Origin of the sequence: Agreia sp. Leaf210, from assembly GCF_001421485.1 — a bacterium.
Lineage (GTDB): Bacteria > Actinomycetota > Actinomycetes > Actinomycetales > Microbacteriaceae > Agreia.
In genome coordinates this window covers 817562-841829 of the sequence record NZ_LMKK01000001.1, presented here as the reverse complement: position 1 = coordinate 841829, position 24268 = coordinate 817562, and the positions used below count along the sequence as shown (strand labels likewise).

General features: G+C 66.6%; 23 protein-coding genes. 15 read left to right on the top strand and 8 right to left on the bottom strand.

What is annotated here, in order from left to right; all coding sequences use genetic code 11:
* Window positions 1-171 precede the first annotated feature (171 nt).
* Together ASE64_RS03940 and ASE64_RS03935 are read left to right on the top strand one after the other, a co-directional pair.
* Complete coding sequence (locus ASE64_RS03940; protein ID WP_156351625.1) at window positions 172-1125, top strand: hypothetical protein; 954 nt, start codon at window positions 172-174, stop codon at window positions 1123-1125.
* A gap of 173 nt (window positions 1126-1298) precedes the next feature.
* Complete coding sequence (locus ASE64_RS03935; RefSeq protein ID WP_055776133.1) at window positions 1299-1829, top strand: GNAT family N-acetyltransferase; 531 nt, start codon at window positions 1299-1301, stop codon at window positions 1827-1829.
* Between the two features lie 31 nt (window positions 1830-1860).
* Here ASE64_RS03935 and ASE64_RS03930 read toward each other — a convergent pair whose 3' ends face one another.
* Window positions 1861-3291 carry a DHA2 family efflux MFS transporter permease subunit gene (locus ASE64_RS03930; RefSeq protein ID WP_055776130.1) on the bottom strand — a complete coding sequence of 477 codons (1431 nt, stop codon included), beginning with the start codon at window positions 3289-3291 and terminating at the stop codon, window positions 1861-1863.
* A gap of 76 nt (window positions 3292-3367) precedes the next feature.
* Here ASE64_RS03930 and ASE64_RS03925 point away from each other — a divergent pair, with 76 nt between their 5' ends.
* Window positions 3368-4024, top strand: a complete 657-nt coding sequence (locus tag ASE64_RS03925) for a TetR/AcrR family transcriptional regulator (protein ID WP_235480484.1) — start codon at window positions 3368-3370, stop codon at window positions 4022-4024.
* On the opposite strand, the gene ASE64_RS03920 is transcribed toward ASE64_RS03925, so the two are convergent.
* Window positions 4021-5460, bottom strand: coding sequence for an RNB domain-containing ribonuclease (locus ASE64_RS03920; RefSeq protein WP_055777434.1), 1440 nt, complete (start codon window positions 5458-5460; stop codon window positions 4021-4023). The genes ASE64_RS03925 and ASE64_RS03920 overlap by 4 nt on opposite strands.
* Before the next feature lie 55 nt (window positions 5461-5515).
* Window positions 5516-6538 carry an NADP-dependent oxidoreductase gene (locus tag ASE64_RS03915; protein WP_235480483.1) on the bottom strand — a complete coding sequence of 341 codons (1023 nt, stop codon included), beginning with the start codon at window positions 6536-6538 and terminating at the stop codon, window positions 5516-5518.
* A gap of 225 nt (window positions 6539-6763) precedes the next feature.
* Between ASE64_RS03915 and ASE64_RS03910 the strand changes: the two genes are divergently transcribed.
* Window positions 6764-7429 carry a DUF998 domain-containing protein gene (locus tag ASE64_RS03910; RefSeq protein WP_235480482.1) on the top strand — a complete coding sequence of 222 codons (666 nt, stop codon included), beginning with the start codon at window positions 6764-6766 and terminating at the stop codon, window positions 7427-7429.
* Here ASE64_RS03910 and ASE64_RS03905 read toward each other — a convergent pair.
* Window positions 7410-8039: a YqaJ viral recombinase family protein gene (locus ASE64_RS03905; protein ID WP_326938946.1), complete on the bottom strand. Its 630-nt coding sequence runs from the start codon at window positions 8037-8039 to the stop codon at window positions 7410-7412. The genes ASE64_RS03910 and ASE64_RS03905 overlap by 20 nt on opposite strands.
* 96 nt (window positions 8040-8135) lie before the next feature.
* Between ASE64_RS03905 and ASE64_RS03900 the strand changes: the two genes are divergently transcribed.
* Entirely contained in the window at window positions 8136-8975 is an 840-nt protein-coding gene (locus tag ASE64_RS03900) for an NAD-dependent epimerase/dehydratase family protein (RefSeq protein ID WP_055776121.1), read from the top strand.
* 3 nt (window positions 8976-8978) lie between these two features.
* On the opposite strand, the gene ASE64_RS03895 is transcribed toward ASE64_RS03900, so the two are convergent.
* Together ASE64_RS03895 and ASE64_RS03890 are read right to left on the bottom strand one after the other, a co-directional pair.
* Window positions 8979-9647 carry an ABC transporter ATP-binding protein gene (locus tag ASE64_RS03895; RefSeq protein ID WP_055776117.1) on the bottom strand — a complete coding sequence of 223 codons (669 nt, stop codon included), beginning with the start codon at window positions 9645-9647 and terminating at the stop codon, window positions 8979-8981.
* A gap of 52 nt (window positions 9648-9699) precedes the next feature.
* Window positions 9700-11199 carry an ABC transporter permease gene (locus ASE64_RS03890; RefSeq protein WP_055776114.1) on the bottom strand — a complete coding sequence of 500 codons (1500 nt, stop codon included), beginning with the start codon at window positions 11197-11199 and terminating at the stop codon, window positions 9700-9702.
* 177 nt (window positions 11200-11376) lie between these two features.
* Between ASE64_RS03890 and ASE64_RS03885 the strand changes: the two genes are divergently transcribed.
* The 3 genes from ASE64_RS03885 to ASE64_RS03875 are packed head-to-tail and all read left to right on the top strand — an operon-like array spanning window position 11377 to window position 14591.
* Window positions 11377-12117: a response regulator transcription factor gene (locus ASE64_RS03885; RefSeq protein WP_055776111.1), complete on the top strand. Its 741-nt coding sequence runs from the start codon at window positions 11377-11379 to the stop codon at window positions 12115-12117.
* Window positions 12118-12140: 23 nt separating this feature from the next.
* On the top strand, window positions 12141-13637 hold the full coding sequence (locus ASE64_RS03880; protein ID WP_055776108.1) for a sensor histidine kinase: 1497 nt from the start codon (window positions 12141-12143) through the stop codon (window positions 13635-13637).
* A 27-nt stretch (window positions 13638-13664) separates the two neighbouring features.
* Entirely contained in the window at window positions 13665-14591 is a 927-nt protein-coding gene (locus ASE64_RS03875; protein WP_235480481.1) for a TolB family protein, read from the top strand.
* Here ASE64_RS03875 and ASE64_RS03870 read toward each other — a convergent pair.
* Entirely contained in the window at window positions 14582-15013 is a 432-nt protein-coding gene (locus ASE64_RS03870) for a DUF4190 domain-containing protein (RefSeq protein ID WP_055776105.1), read from the bottom strand. The genes ASE64_RS03875 and ASE64_RS03870 overlap by 10 nt on opposite strands.
* 324 nt (window positions 15014-15337) lie before the next feature.
* On the opposite strand from ASE64_RS03870, the gene rplJ reads away from it, so the two are divergent.
* The 3 genes from rplJ (at window position 15338) to ASE64_RS03855 (ending at window position 17094) form a co-directional block, all read left to right on the top strand.
* Window positions 15338-15850 (top strand): 50S ribosomal protein L10, encoded by a 513-nt coding sequence (rplJ, locus tag ASE64_RS03865; RefSeq protein WP_044441564.1) that lies wholly within the window; start codon window positions 15338-15340, stop codon window positions 15848-15850.
* A gap of 60 nt (window positions 15851-15910) precedes the next feature.
* A complete protein-coding gene (gene rplL, locus ASE64_RS03860) occupies window positions 15911-16294 on the top strand; it encodes a 50S ribosomal protein L7/L12 (RefSeq protein ID WP_044441566.1) in 384 nt (127 codons plus the stop codon).
* A 122-nt stretch (window positions 16295-16416) separates the two neighbouring features.
* Window positions 16417-17094: a hypothetical protein gene (locus tag ASE64_RS03855; RefSeq protein ID WP_055776101.1), complete on the top strand. Its 678-nt coding sequence runs from the start codon at window positions 16417-16419 to the stop codon at window positions 17092-17094.
* Between the two features lie 27 nt (window positions 17095-17121).
* Here ASE64_RS03855 and ASE64_RS03850 read toward each other — a convergent pair whose 3' ends face one another.
* Entirely contained in the window at window positions 17122-18150 is a 1029-nt protein-coding gene (locus tag ASE64_RS03850) for a LacI family DNA-binding transcriptional regulator (protein ID WP_055776097.1), read from the bottom strand.
* Between the two features lie 305 nt (window positions 18151-18455).
* Here ASE64_RS03850 and ASE64_RS03845 point away from each other — a divergent pair, with 305 nt between their 5' ends.
* From ASE64_RS03845 to ASE64_RS03830, 4 genes are all read left to right on the top strand, one after another.
* Window positions 18456-19781 (top strand): ABC transporter substrate-binding protein, encoded by a 1326-nt coding sequence (locus tag ASE64_RS03845; RefSeq protein WP_055776094.1) that lies wholly within the window; start codon window positions 18456-18458, stop codon window positions 19779-19781.
* Window positions 19782-19947: 166 nt separating this feature from the next.
* Window positions 19948-21291 (top strand): carbohydrate ABC transporter permease, encoded by a 1344-nt coding sequence (locus ASE64_RS03840; RefSeq protein ID WP_082465869.1) that lies wholly within the window; start codon window positions 19948-19950, stop codon window positions 21289-21291.
* Complete coding sequence (locus tag ASE64_RS03835) at window positions 21288-22250, top strand: carbohydrate ABC transporter permease (RefSeq protein WP_055776091.1); 963 nt, start codon at window positions 21288-21290, stop codon at window positions 22248-22250. The genes ASE64_RS03840 and ASE64_RS03835 overlap by 4 nt, the downstream gene beginning before the upstream one ends.
* A 98-nt stretch (window positions 22251-22348) precedes the next feature.
* Window positions 22349-24244: an ABC transporter ATP-binding protein gene (locus tag ASE64_RS03830; RefSeq protein WP_055776088.1), complete on the top strand. Its 1896-nt coding sequence runs from the start codon at window positions 22349-22351 to the stop codon at window positions 24242-24244.
* Window positions 24245-24268: the final 24 nt, after the last annotated feature.

Genomic DNA, 24268 nt, shown 5'->3' with positions numbered 1-24268 from the left:
GCCCCGACCTCGAAATGGCAGTTTCAGCGAGGTGTGGTGGTCGACGTGCCACGTGGCGTCAACGCAACTGGCAACTCGCAGAGCTCCGCCACAGCTTCCGAGGGCGAGCAGCTCTCCACACGTGGCCCTCTGCCGAGTTGCTGGGGTGGCTGCACCTGACACCGTCAGAACATGTCCAGACCGTCACCCCTTCCAGAAGAGTTCGACTCGGGGGTCTTCACTACTCGAGAAGCGCTGTCGCGCGGTGTCGGCCCGTCGAGATTGCGGGCTCGCGACATCGCTCACCCGTTTCGCGGGGTCAACCTCGTCTCCGCGCGGCAGCCGACTTTCGTGCAGCGTTGCCGCGCGCTGATGGAGGTCCTCCCGCCCGGGTCGTTCATCAGCCACGAATCAGCCGCGCGTCTCTTCGACTTTCCCATTCGCTACAGAGACGAGCGCAGCATCCACGTCACGGTGCCCCCACCCCATCGGGCGCCCCGCCGTCGTCACGTCGTTGGTCACCGTCGCACTGTGATCGGCGACGAATGGATGCGGTCGGCCGGGTTCGCGCACAGCACCGCGTGCCGCGCGTGGCTGGAACTCGCGGGTTCGTCCCTGGCTCTCGACGAGGCCATCGTCGTCGGCGACTACCTCGTGAGACCCAGGGAGACTCGGAGGGGACACCGGCCGCTCGCTACCCTCGACGAACTGCGAACGGCAGCGGAACGTTCGATCGATCGCCGAAGCGCCCGTGTGGTCTCGGCCGCTCTCGAGCAGATCCGGGAGCGGGTCGATTCGCCGAAGGAGACTCAGCTGCGGCTTCTCCTGCTTCGGGCCGGATGTCCCGATCTCATCGTGAACGAGCCCTTACGAGATGAGTGGGGTCGCGTCGTCGTGCAACCCGACCTTCGCATTCGTGGCTTCAGGATCACGCTCGACTACGAGGGCGACCATCATCGAACGCAACGCCGTCAGTGGATGCGTGATGTGCGGCGGTTCCGCCAGTTGGCGGGAGCCGAGATCGTCGGTCTTCGTGTCATCGCCGACGACCTGGAGCCACCGGGCGTCTACGAGTTCCTCGACGACGTTCAGGGTGAACTCGACCGACAGGGCTGGACGGGACGACTCCGCTATCGATCCAGATGACGGGGCGGTGCGGTACGCGCCTGCGATGTGACGGTTCAGGTCAACGGAAGTGGCAACTCGGAGCTCACGAGTGCACGGAAGCGGCAACTCGCACCTGGCGAACGCTCCGAAGGGAGCATGGCGCCGACGAGGGCGGCGGCGGGCACTCGGGCGGGCAGCGGTATTCTGGGCCGATGGTTCTCTCTGTGCGGCGTGCTGTCGCTTCCGACAGCGGCGCGCTCGCCACGCTGGCCGCTGCAACCTTTCCGCTCGCGTGTCCTCCGCACACCACCGACGAGGCGAAGGCCGCGTTCATCGCCGCCCATCTCAGCCCGACGAGTTTCGACGGCTACCTCGCCGACCCGGCCCGTGACATCCTGATCGCCGAGGTCGAGGGCGAGGCGGTGGGCTACACGATGCTCGTGTTCGCCGAGCCGTCCGACCCCGATGTGGCCACGGCGCTGACCGTGAGACCCTCCATCGAACTCAGCAAGTTCTACGTTCTTGCGGGGCATCACGGGCAAGGCATCGCCTCCGCTCTCATGGACGCGACGATCGCGACGGCGCACGAGCGGGGAGCGGCCGCCGTGTGGCTCGGCGTGAATGAGGAGAACGCCCGCGCGAATCGCTTCTACGAGAAGAACGACTTCGCCAAGGTCGGCACGAAGCGGTTTCTCGTGGGCGAGAAGTACGAAGACGACTTCGTGCGGGAGCGCGTGCTCTAACTGCCCGTCGACAGCCTCCGGGAGCAGGCGATCAGGCTGCAGTCTCAAGCGCGGATTCGCGCACGGCGGGCGTCTCGCCGCGTAGTTCCGTGCCGCGCCCAGCGGGCAGGAACAGCGCGATCACGGCGGCGAGGGCCAGTGCGGCGGCACCGACGAACACGGCCGGAACCGCGGCATCCACATACCCGGTCGGCGTGAGTTGGCCGCCGGCACCGGTGAAGACGGCGGTCAGCACGGCGATGCCGAGAGCGACACCGATCTCGCGCAGCGTGGAGTTCGTTCCCGATGCCTTGGCGTGATCGGCGGGAGCCATGTTCACCAGCACGGCCGTCGAGCTCGGGGCGAACACCAGGCCCATGCCGAGCCCCGCGAAGATGAAGCCGGGCAGCATGGCCGGATACGTCGCATCCGGGGCCATGGTGGAGGCGAGCCAGCCGATGCCGATGGCGAGCGAGGCGAGGCCGGTGACGATCAGGATGCGCGTGCCCACCCGAGGCGCGATGAATCCGGCGAGCGGCGCCACCACCATGGGAGCCATCGTCCAGGGCATGGTGAGCACGCCCGCTTCGAGGGGTGAGCGGCCCTGCACGATCTGCAGGAACTGGATGAGGATGAACACCGCGCCGAAGGCACCGAAGCTGAAGATGAGCCCCACGGCGTTCGCGATCGAGAAGCTGCGGTCTCGAAAGAGGCGCAGGGGAAGCAGCGGAGCGGCCACTCGGGACTCCCGCACGAGGAAGAGGGCCATCAGCGCGGCGCCGCCAATGAGGGCGACGAGCACCTCTGCGCTCGCCCAGCCGGCGTCATTGCCGCGCACGATTCCATAGACGATGCCGAGGATTCCCACGCCGGCGAGGACCACTCCCCAGATGTCCGCACCCACCCGGGCGCCGAAGGAGTTCGGCAGTGCGGCGATGGCGAGAGGCACCGAGAGGATGCCCAGAGGAACGTTGAGCCAGAAGATGGCCTGCCAGTTCCAGCCCTCGACGACTGCACCGCCGATCAGGGGGCCGAGGGCGACACCGAGCCCGGAGATGCCTCCCCAGATGCCGATCGCGAGGGGACGCATGCGTGTGGAGACGGAGCCGACGAGGAGGGTGAGCGACAGCGGCATGATGGCGGCGGAGCCGGCACCCTGCACGGCTCGGGCGAGCACGAGCATCCACGGCTCGGTGCTGAGCGCGGCAGCTCCGCTCGAGAGGGTGAAGAGCACGATGCCGCCGACGAACACGTTTCGGCGCCCGAAGCGGTCGCCCAGGCTGACGAAGAGCAGCATCAGGGCGGCGAAGGTCAGGGTGTAGGCGTTGGTGATCCACTGCAGATCGGTGACGCCCGCTCCGAGTTCCTCGTGGATGACGGGTAGCGCGCTGGTCACGACCAGGTTGTCGAGGGTGGCCATGAAGACCGGCACCGACGCGGCGACGAGCGCGAGCCAGACTGGAATGCGGCGGGCGACGGTCATGAGTTCTCCATAGGATCTAAGTTAGTAATCAACTAATAACCAAGAGGCTAAGGTATCGGCTGATACCATGTCAAGCGTGACCACCGAAGCCCCGTCCGAGCGCCCCATTCGCGAACGCATGCCGGCCGCCGAGCGGCGAGAGCTGATTCTGGGCCACGCCAGCGCCGTCTTCGGTCGCACCGGCTACGCAGGCACCACGACCGAGCAGATCGCCCAGGCCGCCGGCATCAGCCAGCCCTACGTCGTGCGCATGTTCGGTACGAAAGAGAAGCTGTTCGTCGAGGTCATCGAACGCGCGCTCGCGAAGCTCATCCTGGCCTTCCGAGAGATCATCCGTCAGCGCGACGAGGGGGAGATCGCCGCAGACGAGCTCGGCGCGAGGCTGGGGCAGGCCTACGTCGATCTGATCGAAGACCGGGGAATCCTGATGTCTCTGATGCAGGGCTTCATCCAGGGCCACGACGACGTGATCGGACGGCACGCACGCGCCGGGTTCCTGGAGATCTACCGGCTGCTGCGCGACGAGGCCGGGATTCCCGCAGACCAGGTGCGCAGCTTTCTCGCCGACGGCATGTTGATCAACACACTCCTGGCCATCGGACTGCCCGACAACTTCGAGGGTGACGAAGCGGCGACGGAGCTGATGAACCTCTCGTTCGGAGCCAAGCTCGACACCGTTCTCTGCGCCGCGAGCGACAACCAGGCACGCGACAAGCAGGCACGGCCTCTCTAGGCGACGAGCTCGAACAGAACTCGGCCCGACTCGATGACGGCCTCGACCAGGCGCACCCGCACCCGTTCGCCGGGCGTCAGGCTGCCCGTGCACTCCGCGTCGACGGCCGGGTCGATGATCTGAACCACGCCCCGATCCTGCTTGGCCGAGATGACCGACGCCTCGAAGACCTCTCCGATGCGATCAGAGAGGATCGCAGCCTCGACCGCTGCGATCGATCGGTTGTCGAGCTGCGATGCACGCGAATCGGATGCCGCCATGATCTTGGGCAGGGAGGCCAGGGCGTCGCGGGCCCACGGCGGCGGCGCCTCACCCGCGCACAGTGCCTCGCAGACGACGAGGGTGAAGCGGTCGACCAGGCGGCGAAGGGGCGCGGTGGTGTGGGCGTAGGGCGCCCCGACCGCGGCTTGCGAGACCTGCTCGGGCACCTCGCCGTCGAAGGCCGTGTAGCCGGCTCCTCGGAACAGGGAGCCAGCAGCATGGGTGATGGCGAGTTGAAGGGGATCGTTCGAGTCGAGCGATGCGAGATATTCCCCGTAGGGCATAGAGGCGGGCCACGGGTGGCCGAGCGCCTCGGTGCGCAATCTGAACCGCTCGATCGTGTCGGGGTCGGGGGCGGGCATCGTTCTCAGAATGCCGACCCGGCCGGCGATCATGATGCGCGCCGCCTCCATGCCGGTGAGCAGCGAGATCTGAGCGTTCCACTCCTCGACCGGAAGCGACGAGCGCCGCTCGAGCGCGTAGTGGCCTTCGCTCGAGAAGACGATCTGCTCGGGTCGAGACAGGCTCGCACCGCCGCGCTGGCGTTCGAGCACACGCCGGGCGGGGCCCACCTCGGCGAGCAGCGCCAGGGTCTCGTCGGCGCTCGCCGCATCCGGGCCCTCACTCGAATCGATCTCGCTCTGCGCCTCGACGTACGACAGCTGGCGAACGCTGCGGATGCGCGCACGCGACAGCTCCGTCGACAGCACGGCGCCGTCAGCGCCGAGCGAGAACTGCCACACGAATGCGCCACGCACCTGGTCGGGCAGCAGCGACGCGGCGTTCTCGCTGATGATCGTGGGGTGAAGCGGGATGCGCCCGTCGGGCGCGTAGAACGTCTGGCCGCGGCGTCTCGCCTCGTCGTCGATCTCGCCGAGCGGCTCGACGAACGCGGGAACGTCGGCGATCGCGTAGCGCACGAGATAGCCGTCGCCCAGCCGCTCGATGTGCACGGCCTGATCGAGGTCGGTCGAGCCCTCGGGGTCGATCGTGATGAACGGAACATCCGTGAGATCGGCCTCGGGCAGCGGGCTCGCCTCGACGACGCGCTGAGCCTCCGCCTCGACGGATGCCGGAAAGTCGTCGGGCAGGTCGAGCTCGGCGCGGATGGCCGCGATCGCCGTGGCGAGACGGTCGTCGGTGGTTGTCGTCAGCCGGAGCGAGGATCGGGTCACGCGCCCCAGCGTACGCGGCACGTGCGACATGCCGGGCAGACGGGGCGGCCGGGGGTCAGGGAACTTCGAGCACGATCTTTCCGCGTGTGTGGCCTCGTTCGAGATGCGTGTGCGCCTCCGAGGCCTCGTCGAGCGGGTAGATCTCGGAGACGTGCACATGCAGATCGCCGGAGTCGATGAGCCTCGAGATGATGGCCAGGCAGGCCGCGTCTGGTGACACGGAATACCCGCTCCACCGAACACCGGCCTCCTCCGCCTCTGCAGCGAGCCCGGGATGCCCGCCGGTCGGAACCGAGATGATCAGCCCGCCGTGACGGAGCGTCGCCAGCGAGCGCGTTCCGGTGTTGTCGCGAACGTTGCCGATGAGGTCGATCACCACGTCGACATCCGACACCCGATCTTCGAAGCGCGTCGTCGAGTAGTCGATGACCTCTTCGGCACCGAGTTCGCGCAGCCAGCTCACGTTGTTGCTCGATGTCGTCGCGATCACGCGGGCGCCGAAGTATGCGGCCAACTGCACCGCCAGGTGGCCGACGCCGCCCGCCCCCGCGTGGATGAGCATCCGCTGCCCTTCGTGAGCCTTCGCCAGGTCGACGACGAGCCCCCACGCCGTGAGTGCCGCGGTCGGTACGGCGGCGGCCTCGATGGGAGTGAGTCGACGCGGCTTGCGGGCGACCTGCAGGGTCGGAACGGTCACGTACTCCGCGTACGACCCGAAGGTGCGCGGCGCGGCACTGACGCCGTAGACCTCGTCGCCCGGTTTCAACGGATGCCCGTCGTACGGGCTCTCGACGACGATTCCGCAGAAGTCGCGACCGATGACGGTCGGATAGAACGGGATGGCGACGGACACGCCTGCGCCCGAACGGGTCTTCGCATCGATCGGGTTGATGCCGGCCGCGGACACCTTGATCAGCACCTCGGAACCGACCCGGGCCGGCGTGGGCACCTCCGCCACGTGCAGAACCGACGGGTCTCCCGGCTCGTCGAACACGACCGCCCTCATCAGCGCGGGCGGTGACGACGGGGGAGCGCTGACGAGGTGCGGGGTGATCGAGTTGCTCTCGTGCGGCGTCATCGCTGGCCTTTCATCGACGGGGTCTGGGCATCCCGTGAGGGATTCTCGACGAGGCATATGCTGCCTGCCGAGCGTGAGGGTCGTTCGGGCTTCCCGCAGGCTCCAGTCAATCGCTCGAATGATTCACCGGTGTTACGACGGTGTTCCTTGGAAGCAAACAAACGAGACCGCGGGTACCATTCGCATATCGTGTCTTTCCGCCTTTCTCGCGCAGTGTCGCCCCGAGTGGCTCGCCCGCTGCTCGCTGTGGCGGCGGTGGCGGTGCTCGTCGGCCTCGTGCTGCTCTGGGGTGCACGCATCGCGGCGAATCGCTTTGTCTACGTGAGCGAACTCGGGGCAGACGGGGAGCCGACCGCCTGGGCGTTCCGCTGGTCGCTGCTGCTCATCGCCGTCGCCGCCCTCATCGTGGCCGCGGAGGCGACGCCCCTGCGCTCGCGCGTGCGCATCCTCGCCCTCATCACGCCCTCGGTCTCTCTGCTGATCGCCGGGGCCGCGTTCGCTCTCGCGTCGCAGATCACCTGCACCAGCGGGTGTCCGCTGCCGGTGGGTGCCTCGTTCACCTGGCAGGACTTCACCCACACGGTGATCGCCGTGCTCGGCTTCGCGGCGGCGTGCGTCGCCATGCTGCAGGTGGCGACGGCACGCGACCACCCGAGGCTCGCTCGCCTCTCGATGGTGTCGGCCGTCGTGGTGGCCGTGGTCGCCGGAACCGGCGGCATCCTGTCTCTCGCCCGATTCATGCAGCACCTGGGTGGCCTGCTCGAGTTCGCCGCGACCACCGTCGCCCTGCTGTGGCTGGCGATCCTCGCGGTCGCGCTACTCGCGGCCCTGCCGACAGGCGCGTCTGCGACGGCCGAGCGTGCGAGCCCGGTCAGCGGCCGGGTTGGATGAGCGCGAGTAGTCGGTCGGCCAGGTTCACGAGACGCGCGATCTCGTTCTCGTCGCGATCGACCCAGCGGCTCTGCGGCTCGGGGTCGACGGGCATGAAGTTGTCGTGCTGTTCCCACACCACGATGGTGCGCTCGGCGCCGAGCACGTACTGCTGCCACCACACCTGGCGCAGGTAGTGGCGCGGAATCGAGCGCCAGGCCTTGTTCGTGGTCTTGATCTCGGCCAGCTCGATCGTTCCGTGCTTGGTCACAGCGACGCCGTCGGGAGTCGCCAGATGGCGCTTCTCTCCCTCGGCGTGGAAGAGCGATGAGCTGGGCAGGACTCCGAACATCGCCCGCACGTAGCGCGCGATGTGCGGCTCGCGGTCTTTGCCGTGGTCGGTGAAGATGTTGCCGCCGAAGCCGGTGCCGTTGATCTTGTCGTAGGCCACCGATTCGAGGTTCTGGGGGCCGGTGAGGCGGGCCACGTCGGTGGCGGTGACGCCGCGGCTGCGTGCTCTCAGCCATTCGACACGGTTCGTGCCGTCTGCGACGAGTCGATCGAGATGCGCGGGTCGGGCCGGCCGCTGCTCCTCTTCCCAGGGGAACGAGAGCATGGGCTGAAGAGTCACCTGCCTATTCTCGCTCACGACCGGTGACAGACTGGGGTGACGCGCTCGGTTTGACCATCGATGCCGAGCGCTCGCCTCACAACACGGGAGTTTTGAATGCGTATTGCACTGACCGGCGGTTCTGGAAAGCTCGGCAGCGTGGTGCTGCCGTACCTGCGAGAGCAGGGTCACACCGTCACCAACTTCGATGTCGTCGGCGAGCGGGGCTCCGGTTTCGTGCGCCTCGACCTGACCAACTACGGCGATGTCGTGGATGCGTTCCACAGCGTCGACGACGGACCCGACGGTTTCGACGCCATCGTGCACCTCGCCGCGATCCCGGCCCCGGGCATCCGGAGCGATGTGGTGACGTTCGAGAACAACATGCTCGGCACCTACCACGTGTTCAAGGCGGCCGAGCGGGCCGGAATCACGAACATCGTCTACGCCTCGAGCGAGACCGTGCTGGGGCTGCCCTTCGATGCTCCGCCGCCCTACATCCCGGTCGACGAGGAGTACGCGGCGCGGCCCGAGAGCACCTACTCGCTCGTGAAGCACCTCGAGGAGACGATGGCGATCGAGCTCACCCGCTGGAACCCCGAGCTGAAGATCGTGGCACTGCGCTTCTCGAACGTCATGCACGAGTCCGACTACGCCGAGTTCCCGTCGTTCGACGCCGACGCGCTTCTTCGCAAGTGGAACCTCTGGGGCTACATCGACGCCCGCGACGGAGCTCAGGCCGTTCTCAAGGCCCTTGAGTGGCAGCACACGGGCTTCGACCGCTTCATCATCGCCTCGCCCGACACGGTGATGAGCCGCCCGAACTCCGAGCTGGTCGCCGAGGTCTTCCCCGGAGTGGAGACCCGGGGAGACCTCGACAACACCAACACGCTGCTGTCGATCGACAAGGCCCGACGCCTGCTCGGCTACGACCCGAAGCACAGCTGGCGCGACTGAGCCCTACAGCTCTTTCACTGTTCCGTTCGTGAGGTGCAGCCGACGCTCGGCACGCTTCGCGACCGTGGAGTCGTGCGTGACGACGACGAGCGTCAGCTTCGTGTGGCGCCAGATGCCCTCGAGCAGATCCATGATCTCATCGCGGGTCTGCTCGTCGAGGCTTCCTGTGGGCTCGTCGGCCAGCAGCACCTCGGGGTCCTTGACGATCGCCCGGGCGATCGCGACACGTTGCTGCTGACCGCCCGACAGCTCGGCGGGCAGGTGTCGCATGCGCTCGCCGAGCCCCACCGACTCGAGCGCGGCGGATGCCCGCGACGCGCGCTCGCCGTTGGAGAGTCCGAGGGGGGCGAGCGCCGTCTCGACGTTCTCGCGGGCTGAGAGGGTAGGGATCAGATTGAAGCCCTGGAACACGAAGCCGATCTCCTTCGCCCTGATGTGCGCCAGTCGGGTGTCGCCGAGCTTCGACAGTGTTGAGTCACCGAGCACCACCGCGCCCGAGGTGGGTCGATCGAGCGCGCCGAGCATTTGCAGCAGGGTGGACTTGCCGCCGCCGGTCGGGCCCTGAATGGCGACCATCTGGCCGCGGGGGATGGTGAGTGTCACGTCCTTGAGGGCGGTGATGGTGTGCTTCGACGTGCTGTAGCTCTTCGTGACGTTCGTGAGTTGGTACATGGGTCGCTCCTTGGGGGCTTATGAGGGTGGATGCGCGAGGGGGGTGGATGGGTCAGGCGGCGGCGCGAAGCGCTTCGGCCGGGCGCAGGCGTGAGGCCCGCCATCCGCCGATCGCGCCGGCGAGCAGCCCGCCGACCACGGCGAGCGTGACGGCGATGAGGATCACCGACACCGTGATGGGGGCGTTCAGCACGACATCGGAGGTGGCGGCGGTCTGCGCCGCCTGTCCGAAGCCGCCTGCGCCGGGGCCGCCGGCTCCGTCGCCCGGACCGACGCGCGCGCCTGCAACCTGCGTCGCCGCGGTTGCGCTCAGCGTCGGCGCGATGATGTTGATGACCAGCACGCCGACGAGTCCGACCACGATGCCCACGACGCCGCCGATAAGGCCCTGCACGAGCGATTCCCCGGCGACCTGGCCGACGATGCGCCGGTTGCTCCACCCGATCGCTTTCAGCGTCCCGAACTCGCGGGTTCGCCGAGTGACGCCCGAGATGGTGAACAGGATAGCGATGAGGAAGGCCGCGGCGAGCACGACGATCGACAGCCAGGTGCCCAGGTTGCCGATGAGGGTGGAGGCCGTCGACAAGGAGCCCGACACGCTCGAGGCGAGGTCAGACTGGGTGCTGACGGTGTTGTCGGGCAGTGCCGTCTCGAGCGATGTCTTGAGCGATGCGATGCCGTCGGCCGAGGCGGCCTGCACGTAGATGCTCGAGATCATGCCGCTCTCGCCGCTCAGTTTCTGGGCGACATCCAGAGGGATGTAGACGTTCGACGCGGTCGCAGCGTCGCCACTCGACGACGCGACCAGTCCGACGATCTCGAACGATGTGCCGCCGATGTCGATCGTGCCGCCGACCGTCAGATCCGAGGTCGTCGCATACGCACTGTCGAGCACCGCCACGTTCGCGCCCGAGTCGTCGGATGCGAGGGTACGGCCGTCGGTGAGCGTCACGGCCGAGAGCGGCCCGACCGCCGACGCCGCCGGGTCGAGACCCAGCACCGTGAACGAATCGACGTTGAACGAGGAGCCGCCCGCGCCATCCGGCCCGCCCGTCGGTGCTGCACCCGCTGCCGCGTCGCCCGGAGTGCCGCCCGCCTGCCCCGCCTGCATCTGGCTGAAGTCGGGCAGTTCGCCGTCGAAGGTGGTGTTGGTGAGTGACAGCACGCCGGCGGCCTCCGAGACGCCGCTCTGCGCGGTGACCGCGTTGAGCGCGGACGTGTCGAACGTCGACGTGCCCATGCCCGCGGCCAGACGCGAGGTTGCGACGGCTGTCGTGCCGTCGGTCGTCGCGCCGGCGTCAGCGCCGAAGTCGAAGCGCTGGCCGGGGCCTTCTGCCCCGTCTGCGCCCGGAGCTGAGGCCGCCTTCGAGATGGTGATGTCGGTGCCGACACCGTAGACGCTGCCCAGAACCGAGGCCTGGGCGTCTTTCACCCCGGCGGCGACGGAGTTGACGATGATGACGAGGGCGATGGCGAGGGCCATTCCCACGGCGATGATGATGCTCTGCTTTCGCCTGTTGACGAGTTCTCGTCGAAGGTAGGTGATGAACATGGTGCTCCTTGAGAGACGGTGAATGCGGTGTTCCGCGGTCACAAGCTAGGGACGCCACCCGGGCGATACGTATGGCGAGGCTATGAATGGCGTATGAGCGTGCGGACGTCGCGAGTGCACAGCGTCCTGCAGCCCCGTTCATAGGAATCGCATAGGAACGGCGTCGATAGTGGACCCGTGACCGACACCTTCGATTCCGCATCCCGCCCCAAGATCACCCGGGCCGACGGCTCGCCCGTTCGCGCTCTCGTCGTCGACGACGAGGCCACTCTCACCGATCTGCTGCAGATGGCGCTGCGCTACGAGGGGTGGGAGGTCAGGACCGCCGGAGACGGCCAGACGGCGCTGCGCACCGCCCGCGAGTTCAAGCCCGACGTCGTCGTTCTCGACATCATGCTTCCCGATATCGACGGTCTGGCCGTGCTGCAACGCCTGCGCGCCGATGGGCAGGAGACTCCGGTGCTCTTCCTCACGGCGAAGGATGCGCTCGACGATCGCATCGCCGGGCTGACCGCGGGCGGCGACGACTACGTCACCAAGCCGTTCAGCCTCGATGAACTGGTGGCGCGCCTGCGCGGGCTCATCCGTCGGTCGACTCTGACCCTCACCGACGCCTTCGACCCGGAGGTCGTGATCGGCGATCTGGTGCTCAACGAAGACAGCCATGAGGTGCACCGAGGCGGTGTGCCCATCGAACTCACGGCAACGGAGTTCGAGCTGCTGCGGTTTCTCATGCGCAATCCGCGACGGGTGCTGTCGAAAGCCCAGATCCTTGACCGGGTGTGGAGCTACGACTTCGGCGGGCGCTCGAGCGTCGTCGAGATCTACATCTCGTACCTGCGCAAGAAGGTGGATGCCGGACGGCCGCCGATGATCCACACCGTTCGCGGTGCCGGCTACATCCTCAAGTCGGCCTGAGAGTCGACCGCGCCGTGCGTTCCATGACCCTGCGCAATCGCCTCATTCTGAGCGTGCTCGCCCTCATCGCCCTCGTCGGGCTCATCATCGGCGTCGTCTCGTCTCTCGCCCTGAACGGCTTTCTCGTCGACCGCCTCGACGGCCAGTTGCAGACGGCCACCAACAGGTCACTCATGTCGATCGACGGTCCCAGGCCGGAGCCCGGGACGGACTCCGACTCGACCGGAGGCGGCTCGTCGGGTGCGCCCGCCTTCGTGGGCGGGCCGGGGCAGGCCGCTGGAACCCTCGGCGGATTCACCCGAGCGGGCGTCGTCGACAGGGCCGCGATCGTCGACACGGTGGGGGAGCTGCAGCAGCTCTCGAGCGAGCAACTCGAGATCCTCTCGTCGCTTGTCGTCACCGACAATCCGCAGACCGTGAGTCTCGGCGGATCGCTCGGCGACTATCGGGTCGCCTTCGATCAGTCTCCGAGCGGCGACGGCATCATCGTCGGGCTGCCGCTCTCCGAGGTCACGGCCACCGTCACGCAGCTCATCGTCGTGATCGTGATCGTGACCCTGATCGGTCTCCTGATCGCCGCTCTTCTCGGAACCGCGCTCATCCGGCTCGCCCTGCGCCCGCTCGATCGCGTGGTGGCAACGGCGACGCGCGTCACGCGCCTTCAACTCGACCGAGGTGATGTCGCGCTCGCCGAGCGGGTTCCGGATGCCGATACCGATCCGCGCACCGAGGTCGGCAGGGTGGGTGCCTCGCTCAACAAGATGCTCGGCCACGTGGCTTCGGCCCTCGCCTCGCGACAGGCGAGTGAGAACAAAGTGCGCAGATTCGTTGCCGACGCCAGCCACGAGCTGCGCACGCCCCTCGCCTCGATCCGCGGATACGCCGAGCTCACCCGTCGGGGCGATTTCGATCTGCCCGCCGACGTCACTCACTCGCTCGGCCGCATCGAGTCGGAGGCCACGCGGATGACGAGTCTGGTCGAAGACCTGCTTCTGCTCGCCCGACTCGACGAGGGCCCGCCCATCGAGAAGGCTCCTGTCGACCTCACGCGCGTGCTCGTGGATGCTGTCAGCGACGCCCACGTCGCAGGTCCCGATCACGAGTGGGTACTCGACCTGCCCGAGGAGCCGCTCGAGGTTGCGGGAGACGCGCCCCGCCTCTACCAGGTGGTGTCGAATCTGCTCGCGAACGCCCGAGTGCACACGCCCGCGGGTACCGAGGTGACCGTGTCTCTCTCCTCCGATGTCGACGCATGCGGAACCCCGAGCGCGGTCGTCACCGTCTCGGACACCGGCCCAGGGATCGACCCGGTGCTCGTCGACTCGCTCTTCGAACGCTTCGTGCGCGGCGATGCCTCTCGGTTCCGCCAGGCCGGCTCGACCTCGACGGGGTTGGGCCTCGCGATCGTGCGGGCCGTGGTCGACGCGCACGGCGGCAGTGTCGATGTCGCGTCACGGCCTGGCGAGACGGAGTTCCGCATCTCCGTCCCGCTGCTGGTCGACGACGCACCGATCCGCTGACGTGCCGCATCGAACGAGAATGGTGGCATGACCTTCTTGACCTTGCAGACGCACCAGCGTGCCGAGGTGCGCGTGCACGATCTCGACGCGGGCGAGACCACGGTCGTGTTCAGCTCGACGGAGCGTTTCGTCGAGGCGCCGAACTGGCATCCGGGCGGCGAGTGGCTCGTGCTCAACGTCGAGGGCGGCCTCGTGCGGCTGCGCGCGGATGGGACGTCTCCGCTGCAGACCATCGCGGTGCCGGAGCCGCTCGTGCTGAACAACGACCACGTCATCTCGCCCGACGGCGAGCACCTGCTGGTCTCGGCGAGAGACGGTCAGCTCTATCGCATCCCGTGGCGGGGAGGTGTCGCGAGCCGCATCACGGAGCGGCGCGACCCGGCGCTGCGCTTCAAGTACTACCTGCACGGGGTCTCGCGCGACGGTCAGACGCTGGCCGCCATCGGGGGCGGCCTCGACGCATCCGGCACGTGGGTGACCAACGTCTACACGCTGCCCGCGGCGGGCGGGCCGCACACGCAACTCACCGACGACGCCTTCGCCGACGACGGCTGCGACTTCTCGGCCGACGGCGAGGCCATCTGGTTCAACTCGGAGCGCGCGGGAGAGTACCCGGGACACGCCCAGCTGTTCCGCATGGGCATCGACGGCAGCGGTCTGCAGCGCATGACACACGACGACCGGGTCAACTGGTTTCCGCATCCGTCGCCCGACGGCCGACACGTGCTCTACCTCAGCTACCCCGCGGGTACGACGGGCCATCCGCCGAATCTCGACGTCGAACTGAGGCTGATCGATCTCTCGTCGCGAGACGACAGACTGATCGACTCATTTCTGGGTGGGCAGGGCACGACGAACGTGCCGGGTTGGTCTCCGGATGGCCGCCGCGTCGCCTACGTCGCTTATCCGATGACGCAGGCGCTCGCGGAAGGCCGGGGCGGCGATCACCGGTAGGAGCTCACTGCGCCGATGAAGCCGAGGAACAGCGCTCCGAAGAAGAGCAGTGCCGCGAGGGTGTAGCCGGCGAGGCCGATGTAGCCGAGAACGAGGCCGGCGATCGTGATGCCACGTCCCTCATCGCCCGTGCGCTTGATCTGTGCCAGGGCGATGTGCCCGGTGACCACGGGCACGATCGCGAAGCCGAGCACGCCGAGCACCAGGGTGACGATGCCCAGCACGTTCGTGGGGCGAACGGGCGGGTAGTCGTAGTGGGGTGAGGCGGGAGCGGTGGCCTGCGGCGCGGCGGGCTGCGCCGGTGGCTGCTGCGAGGCAAACGTTTCGGAGGCGGGCAGCTGCGAGATCGGCAGCTGAACGGTGGTGTTGGCATCGGTGTCGGGAACGTTCGGGGTGTCTGGGGTGAGTGTCGAAGTTGTCATGCTTCAACGCTACGAACGAGGCGCGATCCGGGCATCCGACCGGGGATGTGTCTGGGTAGTACCACGGCATGATTCCGCCGCGCACTTGCATGGCTCCCGCGCATGACGTAGGGTGAACGAAGCCAAAGACCGCCGGTTATCGCCGTGCCCGCATTCGATTCGTTCGAACGCAGACGCAGTGATCGAAGGTTCACGTCCGTGAAGACCTGCGCAGGAATACGTTAGTAAACGCACACTCGTGTGCATTCGCTCCGGCCTCCTGCGCCGGAGCTTTTTTTGTGGGGTGCGCCTGGGGCTACCGGCATTGAAACCACAAGGAGCGCCATGGCGAACAAGGAAGCCTCGGTTGCCGAACTCACGGAACTTTTCCAGAGCTCGACCGCCGTTCTGCTGACCGAGTACCGCGGTCTCACGGTCGCCCAGCTTAAGACGCTGCGCGGCACCCTCCGTGAGCACGCTAGCTACGCCGTGGTAAAGAACACGCTGACCAAGATTGCGGCCAACAACGCCGGCATCTCGTCGTTCGACGACGAACTCGCCGGCCCGTCCGCCATCGCTTTCGTTCACGGTGACCCTGTCGCCGTCGCGAAGTCCCTGCGCGACTTTGCCAAGGCAAACCCTCTTCTCGTTGTGAAGGGCGGTTACTTCGACGGTAACCCCCTGACCGCCGAAGAGGTCTCGAAGCTCGCCGACCTCGAATCCCGGGAGGTGCTGCTTGCGAAGCTCGCAGGCGCCTTCAAGGCCTCGCTGTTCGGTGCCGCATACCTCTTCAACGCACCGCTGTCGAAGGCCGTTCGCACGGTCGATGCGCTGCGCGAGAAGCAGTCAAGTAACTAATTCCGTTTCACAAGTTCGTTCCCTGAGCTTGTCGAAGGGGAAAATCACAAGGAGAAAATCATGGCAAAGCTGTCAACTGCAGAGCTGCTCGACGCGTTCAAGGAGCTCACGCTCATTGAGCTGAGCGAGTTCGTCAAGGCGTTCGAGGAGACCTTCGAGGTCACCGCTGCTGCCCCCGTCGCGGTCGCCGCGGCCGGTGGCGCTGCCGCCGCCGTCGAAGAGGTCGAGGAGAAGGATTCCTTCGACGTCGTCCTCGAGTCGGCTGGCGAGAAGAAGATCCAGGTCATCAAGGAGGTGCGCGCCCTCACGAGCCTCGGTCTCGGAGAGGCGAAGGCACTCGTTGACGGAGCTCCCAAGGCTGTCCTCGAGGGCGCCAACAAGGAGACCGCCGAGAAGGCCAAGGCTCAGCTCGAAGAGGCTGGCGCAACCGTCACCCTCAAGTAGTCTGCGCTCCGGCTTCGGAGCACACTACTGAATCAGAAGGCCCCCGCACCGAACGTGCGGGGGCCTTCTGTGTACTCAGGCGGGGTGTGTACCCTTGAAGTTCAGCGACGAGAGGAGTCGTCATGGCCACGGTGTACGACGACGTTCCCCCACGCGTGCACGACGCCCCGCCCGCCCGCGATCGCAGGGCCAGGCCGAACCTCCGCGCATCCGGTGCCCGTGTGGTCGGCACGGTCAAAGCCGCGGCCCCGCCCGTGGCTCGTGGAGCCGCCCAGCTCGGGGTTCTGACCGCTCACCTCATCGCCACCGGCGCCATCCTGTCGGTGGCGGCCACGATTCTGCTGCTGTCGACGGGCTATGCGTCCGACGGGGTCGGCGCATTCCTCCTGTGCCTGCTCGCCGCCGTCGTGGTCTCCGCGATCTCCACCGTCTTCGTCGTCGTCGCGGGGCTTCCGCTGCGTGTCAGCCGCAGGGCGCGGCACTGGTGGATCCGCAACAGCGAGCTCGCCTTCGTCGGCGCGGTGGTCGGCGCCGGGCTCCTCATCGCATCGGCCGTTCTCGGCGGCGGGGGAGCGCCGAACGGCTGGTTGCTCGTACCCGGGTGGCTGTTGTTCGCCTTCTCTCTCGCGCACACCTGGTGGCCGGATCGCTGGCGCCCATCACGTCTCCGTACCCCGAAGCCCGATCCTCGGGTGCGCGTCGTCGGCCACGAGCGTGGCGATCGACGTCGTCGTGCCCGCGCGTCGTTCGACGAATTCCTCGCATCGTCGGGTCGGGCGTTCCGAGGTGAGCGCGACTGACCGTCGACGCCCGAGCTCGGCCCTCGGTCAGCGCGGGGAGCCCGCGCGCGGGGCAGACGTGCTGGAGCGCATCACGAGCTGCGCGGGCACCGTCGTGTGGATGTTCGGCGGCGTCCAGCCGGCCGTCTCGAGTTGACGGATCACCAGGTCGACCGCCTGCTCGCCCTGCTTGGCGGGGTTCTGCGCGATCGAGGTGAGCCCGAACAGCTCGGCGAGCGGATGGTTGTCGATGCCGATCACCGACAGGTCGTCGGGAACCGAGATGCCCAGCTCACGGGCGGCGAGGATGACGCCGATCGCCACCTCGTCGGCTGCGGCGAAGATGGCGGTGGGCCGGCGCCGCGGATCGCCGAGGATCTGCTTGCCCGCGGCGTAACCGCCCGGGATGTCGAAGTGGGTCGCGACGTAGGACTCGTCGCTGAACGGGAGACCCGCGGCCGCCAGGGCATCCATGAACCCCTGCAGGCGCTTGGAATGCACGTGGAAGTCCATCAGCTCCGCCGCATCGCCGCCCACGTGCATGATGTTGGTGTGGCCGAGGGCGATGAGGTGCTCTGTCGCCAATCGGGCCGCTGCGATGTCGTCGATGCTGAGGGTGGGGATGCCCGCGAGCGGGCCGCCGATGCCCGCGATGGGCTTGCCGAGGCCGAGCAGGCTGGATGCCTCGTCTGGTGAGATCTCGAGGGTCACGGCGATGATCGCGTCGACCCGCTTGCGCACCAGGAAGTACTCGAAGACCCTGCTTCGGGCCTCGATGTCTTTGGTGAGGTTGTAGAGCATGAGGTCGTAGCCGCGCTCGATCAGGGCGCGCTCGACGCCCTCGATGATGCTGCCGAAGAACCACTGGTTGATCACCGGGATGATCACGCCCACGTTGTTTGTTCGCCCCGTGACGAGACTCGAGGCATTCGACGAGACCACGTAGCCGAGCTCGCTGGCCGCGATCGCCACCTTGTCGCGGGTGATCGACGAGACATAGCCGCGTCCGCTCAGAGCGCGCGAGACCGTGGCCTTCGACACTCCCGCTCGAATCGCGACGTCTTCGATACCCGACATTCCTGGCTGACCCCCTCGTCTGCAATCGGTTCCACAAATGTAACGTCCCCGTCACATTCCCGAGCACAACAATAGCGTCGGCACCCGGATGAGGCTGAACTCTGAGAGCGCTCTCGGTATCGAATCGTTACGGAATTTTCTTACGTCGCTCGCAGGGTTGTGATTCCATGGAACTCATGGAAAGGTTTTCCTACATGCCCTCCCCGCGTCCTGTTCGCGTGGCTGGGCGGTCCTAGTCCGGTCACTCAACCGGCAGGCAGATCGGCCGTCCTGACGATCTGTTCTCGACTCAATGAGGAGGAGAAATGCGGGTTTCCCTGCATCGCCGTATCGCAGCACCTATCGCCATCGCCACCATCGTCGGACTCGCCCTTGTCGGCTGTGCCGAAGAGAGCGGCACCGACTCCGGTTCGACCGAGGGTCAGACCGTCAAGATCTCCGGTGGTATCACCGGCACCGAGGCCGACGCCCTGAACAAGAGCTTCGACGCATTCACCAAAGACACCGGCATCAAGGTCGAGTACACGGGTGACAAGAGCTTCGAAGGCAACATTGTCACGAAGGTGACCGGTGGCTCCGCCCCCGACATCGCCATCGTTCCCCAGCCAGGTCTGCTCAAGACCCTCGTCGAGACCGGTGAGGTCAAGGAGGCCGGAGAAGAGACGAGCGCCAACGTCGACAAGAACTGGTCGCCCGACTGGAAGAAGTACGGCACGTTCGACGACAAGTTCTACGCGGCCCCGATGCTCGCGAGCATCAAGGGCTACGTCTGGTACTCGCCGGCGCAGTTCAAGGAGTGGGGCGTCACCGTGCCCACCACATGGGACGAGACGCTCGCCCTGACCAAGACCATCCAGGAGAAGACGGGCAAGGCGCCCTGGTGTGCCGGCTTCGCGTCTGACGCTGCTTCGGGCTGGCCCGGAACCGACTGGATCGAGGACCTCGTCCTCCGCCAGTCCGGCCCCGACGTCTACGACAGCTGGGTCGCGGGAGACACCAAGTTCACCGACCCCGACATCAAGAAGGCCTTCGACTCCGTCGGAGAGATCCTCCTCAACCCGAACTACGTGAACGCGGGTTACGGCGATGTCAAGAGCATCAACTCCACCGCATTCGGTGACGTTGCCGCCAAGGTCGCCGACGGCAGCTGCGCGCTGACCCACCAGGCGTCGTTCCTCTCGAGCAACTTCCTCGACGTCAAGACCGCTGCGGGCGCCACGCCCACCGTCGCTCCCGACGGTGATGTCTACGGCTTCGTGCTTCCGGGCATCGAGGCCGGCTCGGCCAACATCGAGGTCGGCGGCGAGTTCGTCACGCCGTTCACCGACTCCGAGGCTGTCAAGAAGGTCACCGCTTACATGGCCACCCCCGAGTTCGCCGACGCTCGCGTCAGCCTCGGTGGCGTCATCTCGGCCAACCTGAACGCCGACCCCTCGAAGGCATCCAGCCCGCTGCTGCAGGACGCCATGAAGCTCCTCCAGGACTCCAACACGACCGTTCGATTCGATGGCTCTGACCTGATGCCCTCGACCGTCGGCTCCGGTTCGTTCTGGAAGGGCATGGTCAGCTGGATCGATGGCAAGGACACCGACACGGTGCTCAGCGACATCCAGGCTGGTTACGAGAACTAACGCATGACCACCTGCCGGGCAGACCTGCCCGGCGCCCGTGGGGGCCGCTCGTACAACGGGGCGGCCCCCACTCTCGGCCCTACCGACCGAAAGGTCGATGCGCCCATTCTTTAAGCGCTACTGTTGGCCAATCCAAGAGTCCACCGTTGTACTCGAAAGGGTATTCATGTCCGACACACGAACGAAGACGCCTCCGGTGTCAGCAGTACCACCGGAGCCACATGAATCGCCGAGGCGGCAGCCGTCGGCGCGCACGACCAAGCTGGTCGTCGCGGGAGCCGCGGTCGTCCTGGCCGTCGTCTTCGTCCTGCTGATCACGAGTCCGCCGAACGACGAGGCCAAGCCCGTCTCTCTCGGGTTCTCGCTGAACAGCCTCTTCCGGTGGATGGGAAACCTGAACCCTCTCGCTCAGATTCCGATCATCATCGTGATCTTCGGTCTCGTCATCGCGCTCATCCTCGTTCTCATCGAGTACGCGCCGCGAGCGGGCAACTTCTACTTCTGGCTGCGTCTCGCCGCGTGCTTCGTCATCCCGGTACTGGCGCTGATGCTCCTGCGCCCCTACCAGAACGCGCTCATCTGGGTTCTGGTCATCGCGCTCGTCGTGGGCGCCCTGCTGTTCTTCGCCGACTACCGGTCGCGACAGGGCGCGGGCTACCTCTTCCAGCTCGTCACGTTCATGGCCCCCGCGGCGCTGCTGCTCGCGCTCGGACTCATCTACCCGACCGTGGCCACGATCTACCAGTCGTTCTTCGACAAGACCACGACCGAGTTCGTCGGCCTCGAGAACTACTTCTGGGTCTTCACCAATCCCGAGGGATTCTGGTCTGTCGTCAACACCCTCATCTGGGTGCTCGTGGCCCCCGTCTTCTCGACGATGATCGGTCTCGCCTACGCGGTGTTCATCGACAAGGCTCGCGGCGAGAAGTACCTCAAGTCGCTGGTGTTCATGCCCATGGCCATCTCGTTCGTCGGCGCCGGAATCATCTGGAAGTTCATCTACGACAACCGCCAGGGCGAGCAGGTCGGTCTGCTGAACGCGATCGTCACGGCCTTCGGCGGACAGCCGGTCTCGTGGCTCGACGCGCAGCCCCTCATCAACACCCTGCTCCTGCTCGTGGTCTTCATCTGGACGCAGACCGGATTCGCCATGGTGATCCTGTCGGCGGCTATCAAGGGCGTTCCCACCGAGCAGATGGAGGCCGCCGAGCTCGACGGCACCAACGCCTGGCAGCGCTTCCGCAACGTCACGGTTCCCGGCATCCGCTCGTCGCTGATCGTCGTTCTGACGACCATCGCCATCGGCTCGCTCAAGGTGTACGACATCGTCGCCGTCATGACCGGTGGCCGCGCCAATACGACTGTCCTCGGCTTCGAGATGGTCAACCAGCAGCAGCGCTTCCAGAGCTACGGGCACTCGGCGGCGCTCGCCGTCGTACTGTTCCTGTTCGTGCTGCCGCTGATCATCTACAACGCCAACCAGATGCGGAAGCAGAGGGAGATCCGATGACCACCGACACTCTCGTCGACAACAGGTCGAAGCGTCAGGTCGCTCGGGCCACCCAGAAGAGCGAGAAGATGGCGCAGAAGCGCCTCACCTCGAAGGGCGCCACGATCGCCGCGATCATCATCGCCGTGATCTGGACCATCCCCACCTTCGGCCTCTTCGTCACCTCCTTCCGCCCCGGATCAGACACGCAGTCCTCCGGGTGGTGGACGGTCTTCGTGAACCCCTCGTTCACGCTCGACAACTATTCGCAGGCTCTGAACTCCGGCGGAACGGCGCTCACGCTCGGCCAGTCGTTCATCAACTCGCTGGGCATCACGATTCCGGCGACCGTGTTCCCCCTCGTCATCGCCTCGCTCGCGGCATACGCCTTCGCGTGGATCGATTTCAAGTTCAAGAACATCGTGTTCGTCGGTGTGTTCGCCCTGCAGATCGTGCCCATCCAGATGGCGCTCGTGCCGCTGCTCAGCCTCTTCTCGAAGGGCCTCACCGTCAACGGCGTGGGCATCTTCCCGGGATTCGAGCTGCGTGACGCCGAGCACAGCTTCGCGACGGTCTGGATCGCCCACGCGATCTTCGCCCTGCCGCTGGCCATCTTCATGCTGCACAACTTCATCTCGGAGATTCCGGGAGAGGTGATCGAGGCCGCTCGTGTCGACGGAGCCGGACACGGACAGATCTTCTTCCGTATCGTGCTGCCGCTGGCCACGCCGGCGATCGCGTCGTTCGCCATCTTCCAGTTCCTCTGGGTCTGGAACGACCTGCTCGTGGCGACGATCTTCGCGCCGTCGACATCGCTGCCGCTCACCCAGACGCTCAACTCGCTGTCGGGCACCTGGGGCAACCAGTGGTTCCTGCAGTCCGCCGGTGCGTTCATCTCGATCATCGTGCCGCTCGTCGTGTTCTTCTCGCTGCAGCGCTTCTTCGTTCGAGGCCTGCTCGCCGGAGCCACGAAGGGCTAGTGACGCGCAATGCAGGCCCTTCGACGGGCTCAGGGAGCGAACCGTTCCCCGAGCCCGCCGGAGGGCCTCGTGCGTTGAACCGCGGGTAGGTTGAGCAGATGAGTATGCGAGGTGGCGGCGGCCACAGAGGCGGCGTGAGCGCCGGAGATGTCGGTCTGCAGAAAGAGCTCAACAAGAGCGCTCCGAAGATCGACCACCTCCTCAGCCGCATCCTCTCGCTCTTCTCGCCATACCGCCGGCCCATCATCGGCACCATCGTGCTCGTGCTGCTCGGGGCCGGCCTCACGGTGATCCCGCCGCTGCTCACGCAGCGGGCCTTCGACGACGGGCTGTTCCCGTCTGCAGGCCCAGGGGCCGACACGGGAGACGCTGGCTCGATCATCCAGGGCCCCAACCTGCCGGTGCTGATCGAGATCGTCGTTCTGATGATCGTGATCTACATCGTCTCGAGCCTTCTTAGCGTCTGGCAGACCTATCTCACCGCCAAGGTCGGCAACAGCGTCATGGGCGCGCTCCGCGTTCGACTCTTCACGCACCTCGAGGCGATGGAGCTGAGCTTCTTCACCAAGACGAAGACGGGTGTCATCCAGTCGCGCCTGCAGAACGACGTGGGCGGCGTGGCCAGCGTGCTGACCAACACCATCTCGTCGATTCTCGGCAACACCGTCACGCTCATCGCCGCCGTCGTGGCCATGCTGCTGCTGAACTGGCAGCTCACGATCGTGGCCCTGGTGCTGATGCCCATCCTGGTTCTCGCGCAGCGACGGGTAGGTCAAGTGCGGGCCCGCATCGCCACGAAGACCCAGGAATCGCTCTCGGACATGACGGCGATCACGCAGGAGACCCTGAGCGTGTCGGGCATCCTGCTCTCGAAGAGCTTCAACCGGCAGCAGACCGAGATCGGTCGCTACGCCGACGAGAACGCCACCCAGGTGCGACTGCAGGTGAGCCAGCAGATGAGCGGCCAGTGGTTCTTCGCGATGGTCAACATCTTCCTGTCGGCGATCCCCGCCATCGTGTACCTCGTGGCCGGATGGCTGCTGGTCGGCGGTTCTCCCGACATCACCGCGGGCACCATCGTTGCGTTCACGACCGTGCAGGCCCGGCTCCTGTTCCCCCTGCTCGGACTCATGCGCGTGGCGCTCGACCTGCAGACCTCGAGCGCGTTGTTCGCCCGCATCTTCGAGTATCTCGATCTGAAGCCGGCCATCTCGGATGCGCCCGATGCGCGGGCGGTCGACACGGCTCACCTCGGCCGCATCGAGTTCGACGACGTCGTCTTTCGCTACCCGGATGCCGAGGACGACTCTCGCCCGACGCTGAACGGGGTGTCGTTCGTGATCGAGCCCGGCCAGTTCGCGGCCTTCGTCGGTCCGTCGGGTGCGGGCAAGACCACGGTGTCGTATCTGGTGCCGCGCTTCTACGAGGCGACCGACGGCACGGTTCGCTTCGCGGGCACGGACGTGCGCGACCTCAGCCAGGACTCCCTGGTGGCGAACCTCGGAATCGTGAGCCAGGAGACCTATCTCTTTCACGCGACGATCGCCGACAACCTGCGCTACGCGAAGCCGGATGCCACGCAGGCCGAAATCGAAGAAGCCGCGCGTCAGGCGAACATCCACGACCGCGTCATGAGCTTCCCCGCCGGGTACGACACCGTGGTGGGGGAGCGGGGCTATCGCCTCTCCGGCGGAGAGAAGCAGCGCATCGCCATCGCCCGGGTGCTGCTGAAAGACCCCGCTGTGCTCATTCTCGACGAGGCCACGAGCGCCCTCGACACCATCTCGGAACGGGTCGTGCAGGCGGCGCTCGACACGGCATCCCGCGGCCGCACGACCATCGCGATCGCCCACCGGCTCTCGACGGTGCTGTCGGCCGACGTCATCTTCGTGATCGACAACGGCGAGGTCGTCGAGCGCGGAACGCACGCCGAGCTGATCGACGCCGACGGGGTCTACTCGACGCTCTACTCGCAGCAGCACGAAACGACGTAGATCAGCTCGCGCGCGGGCCTGTTC

What these genes read in the sequence shown, in the direction of transcription:
- ASE64_RS03895 (WP_055776117.1), bottom strand. Translation starts at nt 9,647, where the DNA reads ATGTACCAACTCACGAACGTCACGAAGAGCTACAGCACGTCGAAGCAC.
- ASE64_RS03875 (WP_235480481.1), top strand. Translation starts at nt 13,665, where the DNA reads ATGACCTTCTTGACCTTGCAGACGCACCAGCGTGCCGAGGTGCGCGTG.
- ASE64_RS03900 (WP_055776121.1), top strand. Translation starts at nt 8,136, where the DNA reads ATGCGTATTGCACTGACCGGCGGTTCTGGAAAGCTCGGCAGCGTGGTG.
- ASE64_RS03840 (WP_082465869.1), top strand. Translation starts at nt 19,948, where the DNA reads ATGTCCGACACACGAACGAAGACGCCTCCGGTGTCAGCAGTACCACCG.
- ASE64_RS03880 (WP_055776108.1), top strand. Translation starts at nt 12,141, where the DNA reads ATGACCCTGCGCAATCGCCTCATTCTGAGCGTGCTCGCCCTCATCGCC.
- ASE64_RS03855 (WP_055776101.1), top strand. Translation starts at nt 16,417, where the DNA reads ATGGCCACGGTGTACGACGACGTTCCCCCACGCGTGCACGACGCCCCG.
- ASE64_RS03850 (WP_055776097.1), bottom strand. Translation starts at nt 18,150, where the DNA reads ATGTCGGGTATCGAAGACGTCGCGATTCGAGCGGGAGTGTCGAAGGCC.
- ASE64_RS03915 (WP_235480483.1), bottom strand. Translation starts at nt 6,538, where the DNA reads ATGACGCCGCACGAGAGCAACTCGATCACCCCGCACCTCGTCAGCGCT.
- ASE64_RS03870 (WP_055776105.1), bottom strand. Translation starts at nt 15,013, where the DNA reads ATGACAACTTCGACACTCACCCCAGACACCCCGAACGTTCCCGACACC.
- ASE64_RS03830 (WP_055776088.1), top strand. Translation starts at nt 22,349, where the DNA reads ATGAGTATGCGAGGTGGCGGCGGCCACAGAGGCGGCGTGAGCGCCGGA.
- ASE64_RS03835 (WP_055776091.1), top strand. Translation starts at nt 21,288, where the DNA reads ATGACCACCGACACTCTCGTCGACAACAGGTCGAAGCGTCAGGTCGCT.
- ASE64_RS03890 (WP_055776114.1), bottom strand. Translation starts at nt 11,199, where the DNA reads ATGTTCATCACCTACCTTCGACGAGAACTCGTCAACAGGCGAAAGCAG.
- rplL (WP_044441566.1), top strand. Translation starts at nt 15,911, where the DNA reads ATGGCAAAGCTGTCAACTGCAGAGCTGCTCGACGCGTTCAAGGAGCTC.
- ASE64_RS03930 (WP_055776130.1), bottom strand. Translation starts at nt 3,291, where the DNA reads ATGACCGTCGCCCGCCGCATTCCAGTCTGGCTCGCGCTCGTCGCCGCG.
- ASE64_RS03940 (WP_156351625.1), top strand. Translation starts at nt 172, where the DNA reads ATGTCCAGACCGTCACCCCTTCCAGAAGAGTTCGACTCGGGGGTCTTC.
- ASE64_RS03845 (WP_055776094.1), top strand. Translation starts at nt 18,456, where the DNA reads ATGCGGGTTTCCCTGCATCGCCGTATCGCAGCACCTATCGCCATCGCC.
- ASE64_RS03935 (WP_055776133.1), top strand. Translation starts at nt 1,299, where the DNA reads ATGGTTCTCTCTGTGCGGCGTGCTGTCGCTTCCGACAGCGGCGCGCTC.
- rplJ (WP_044441564.1), top strand. Translation starts at nt 15,338, where the DNA reads ATGGCGAACAAGGAAGCCTCGGTTGCCGAACTCACGGAACTTTTCCAG.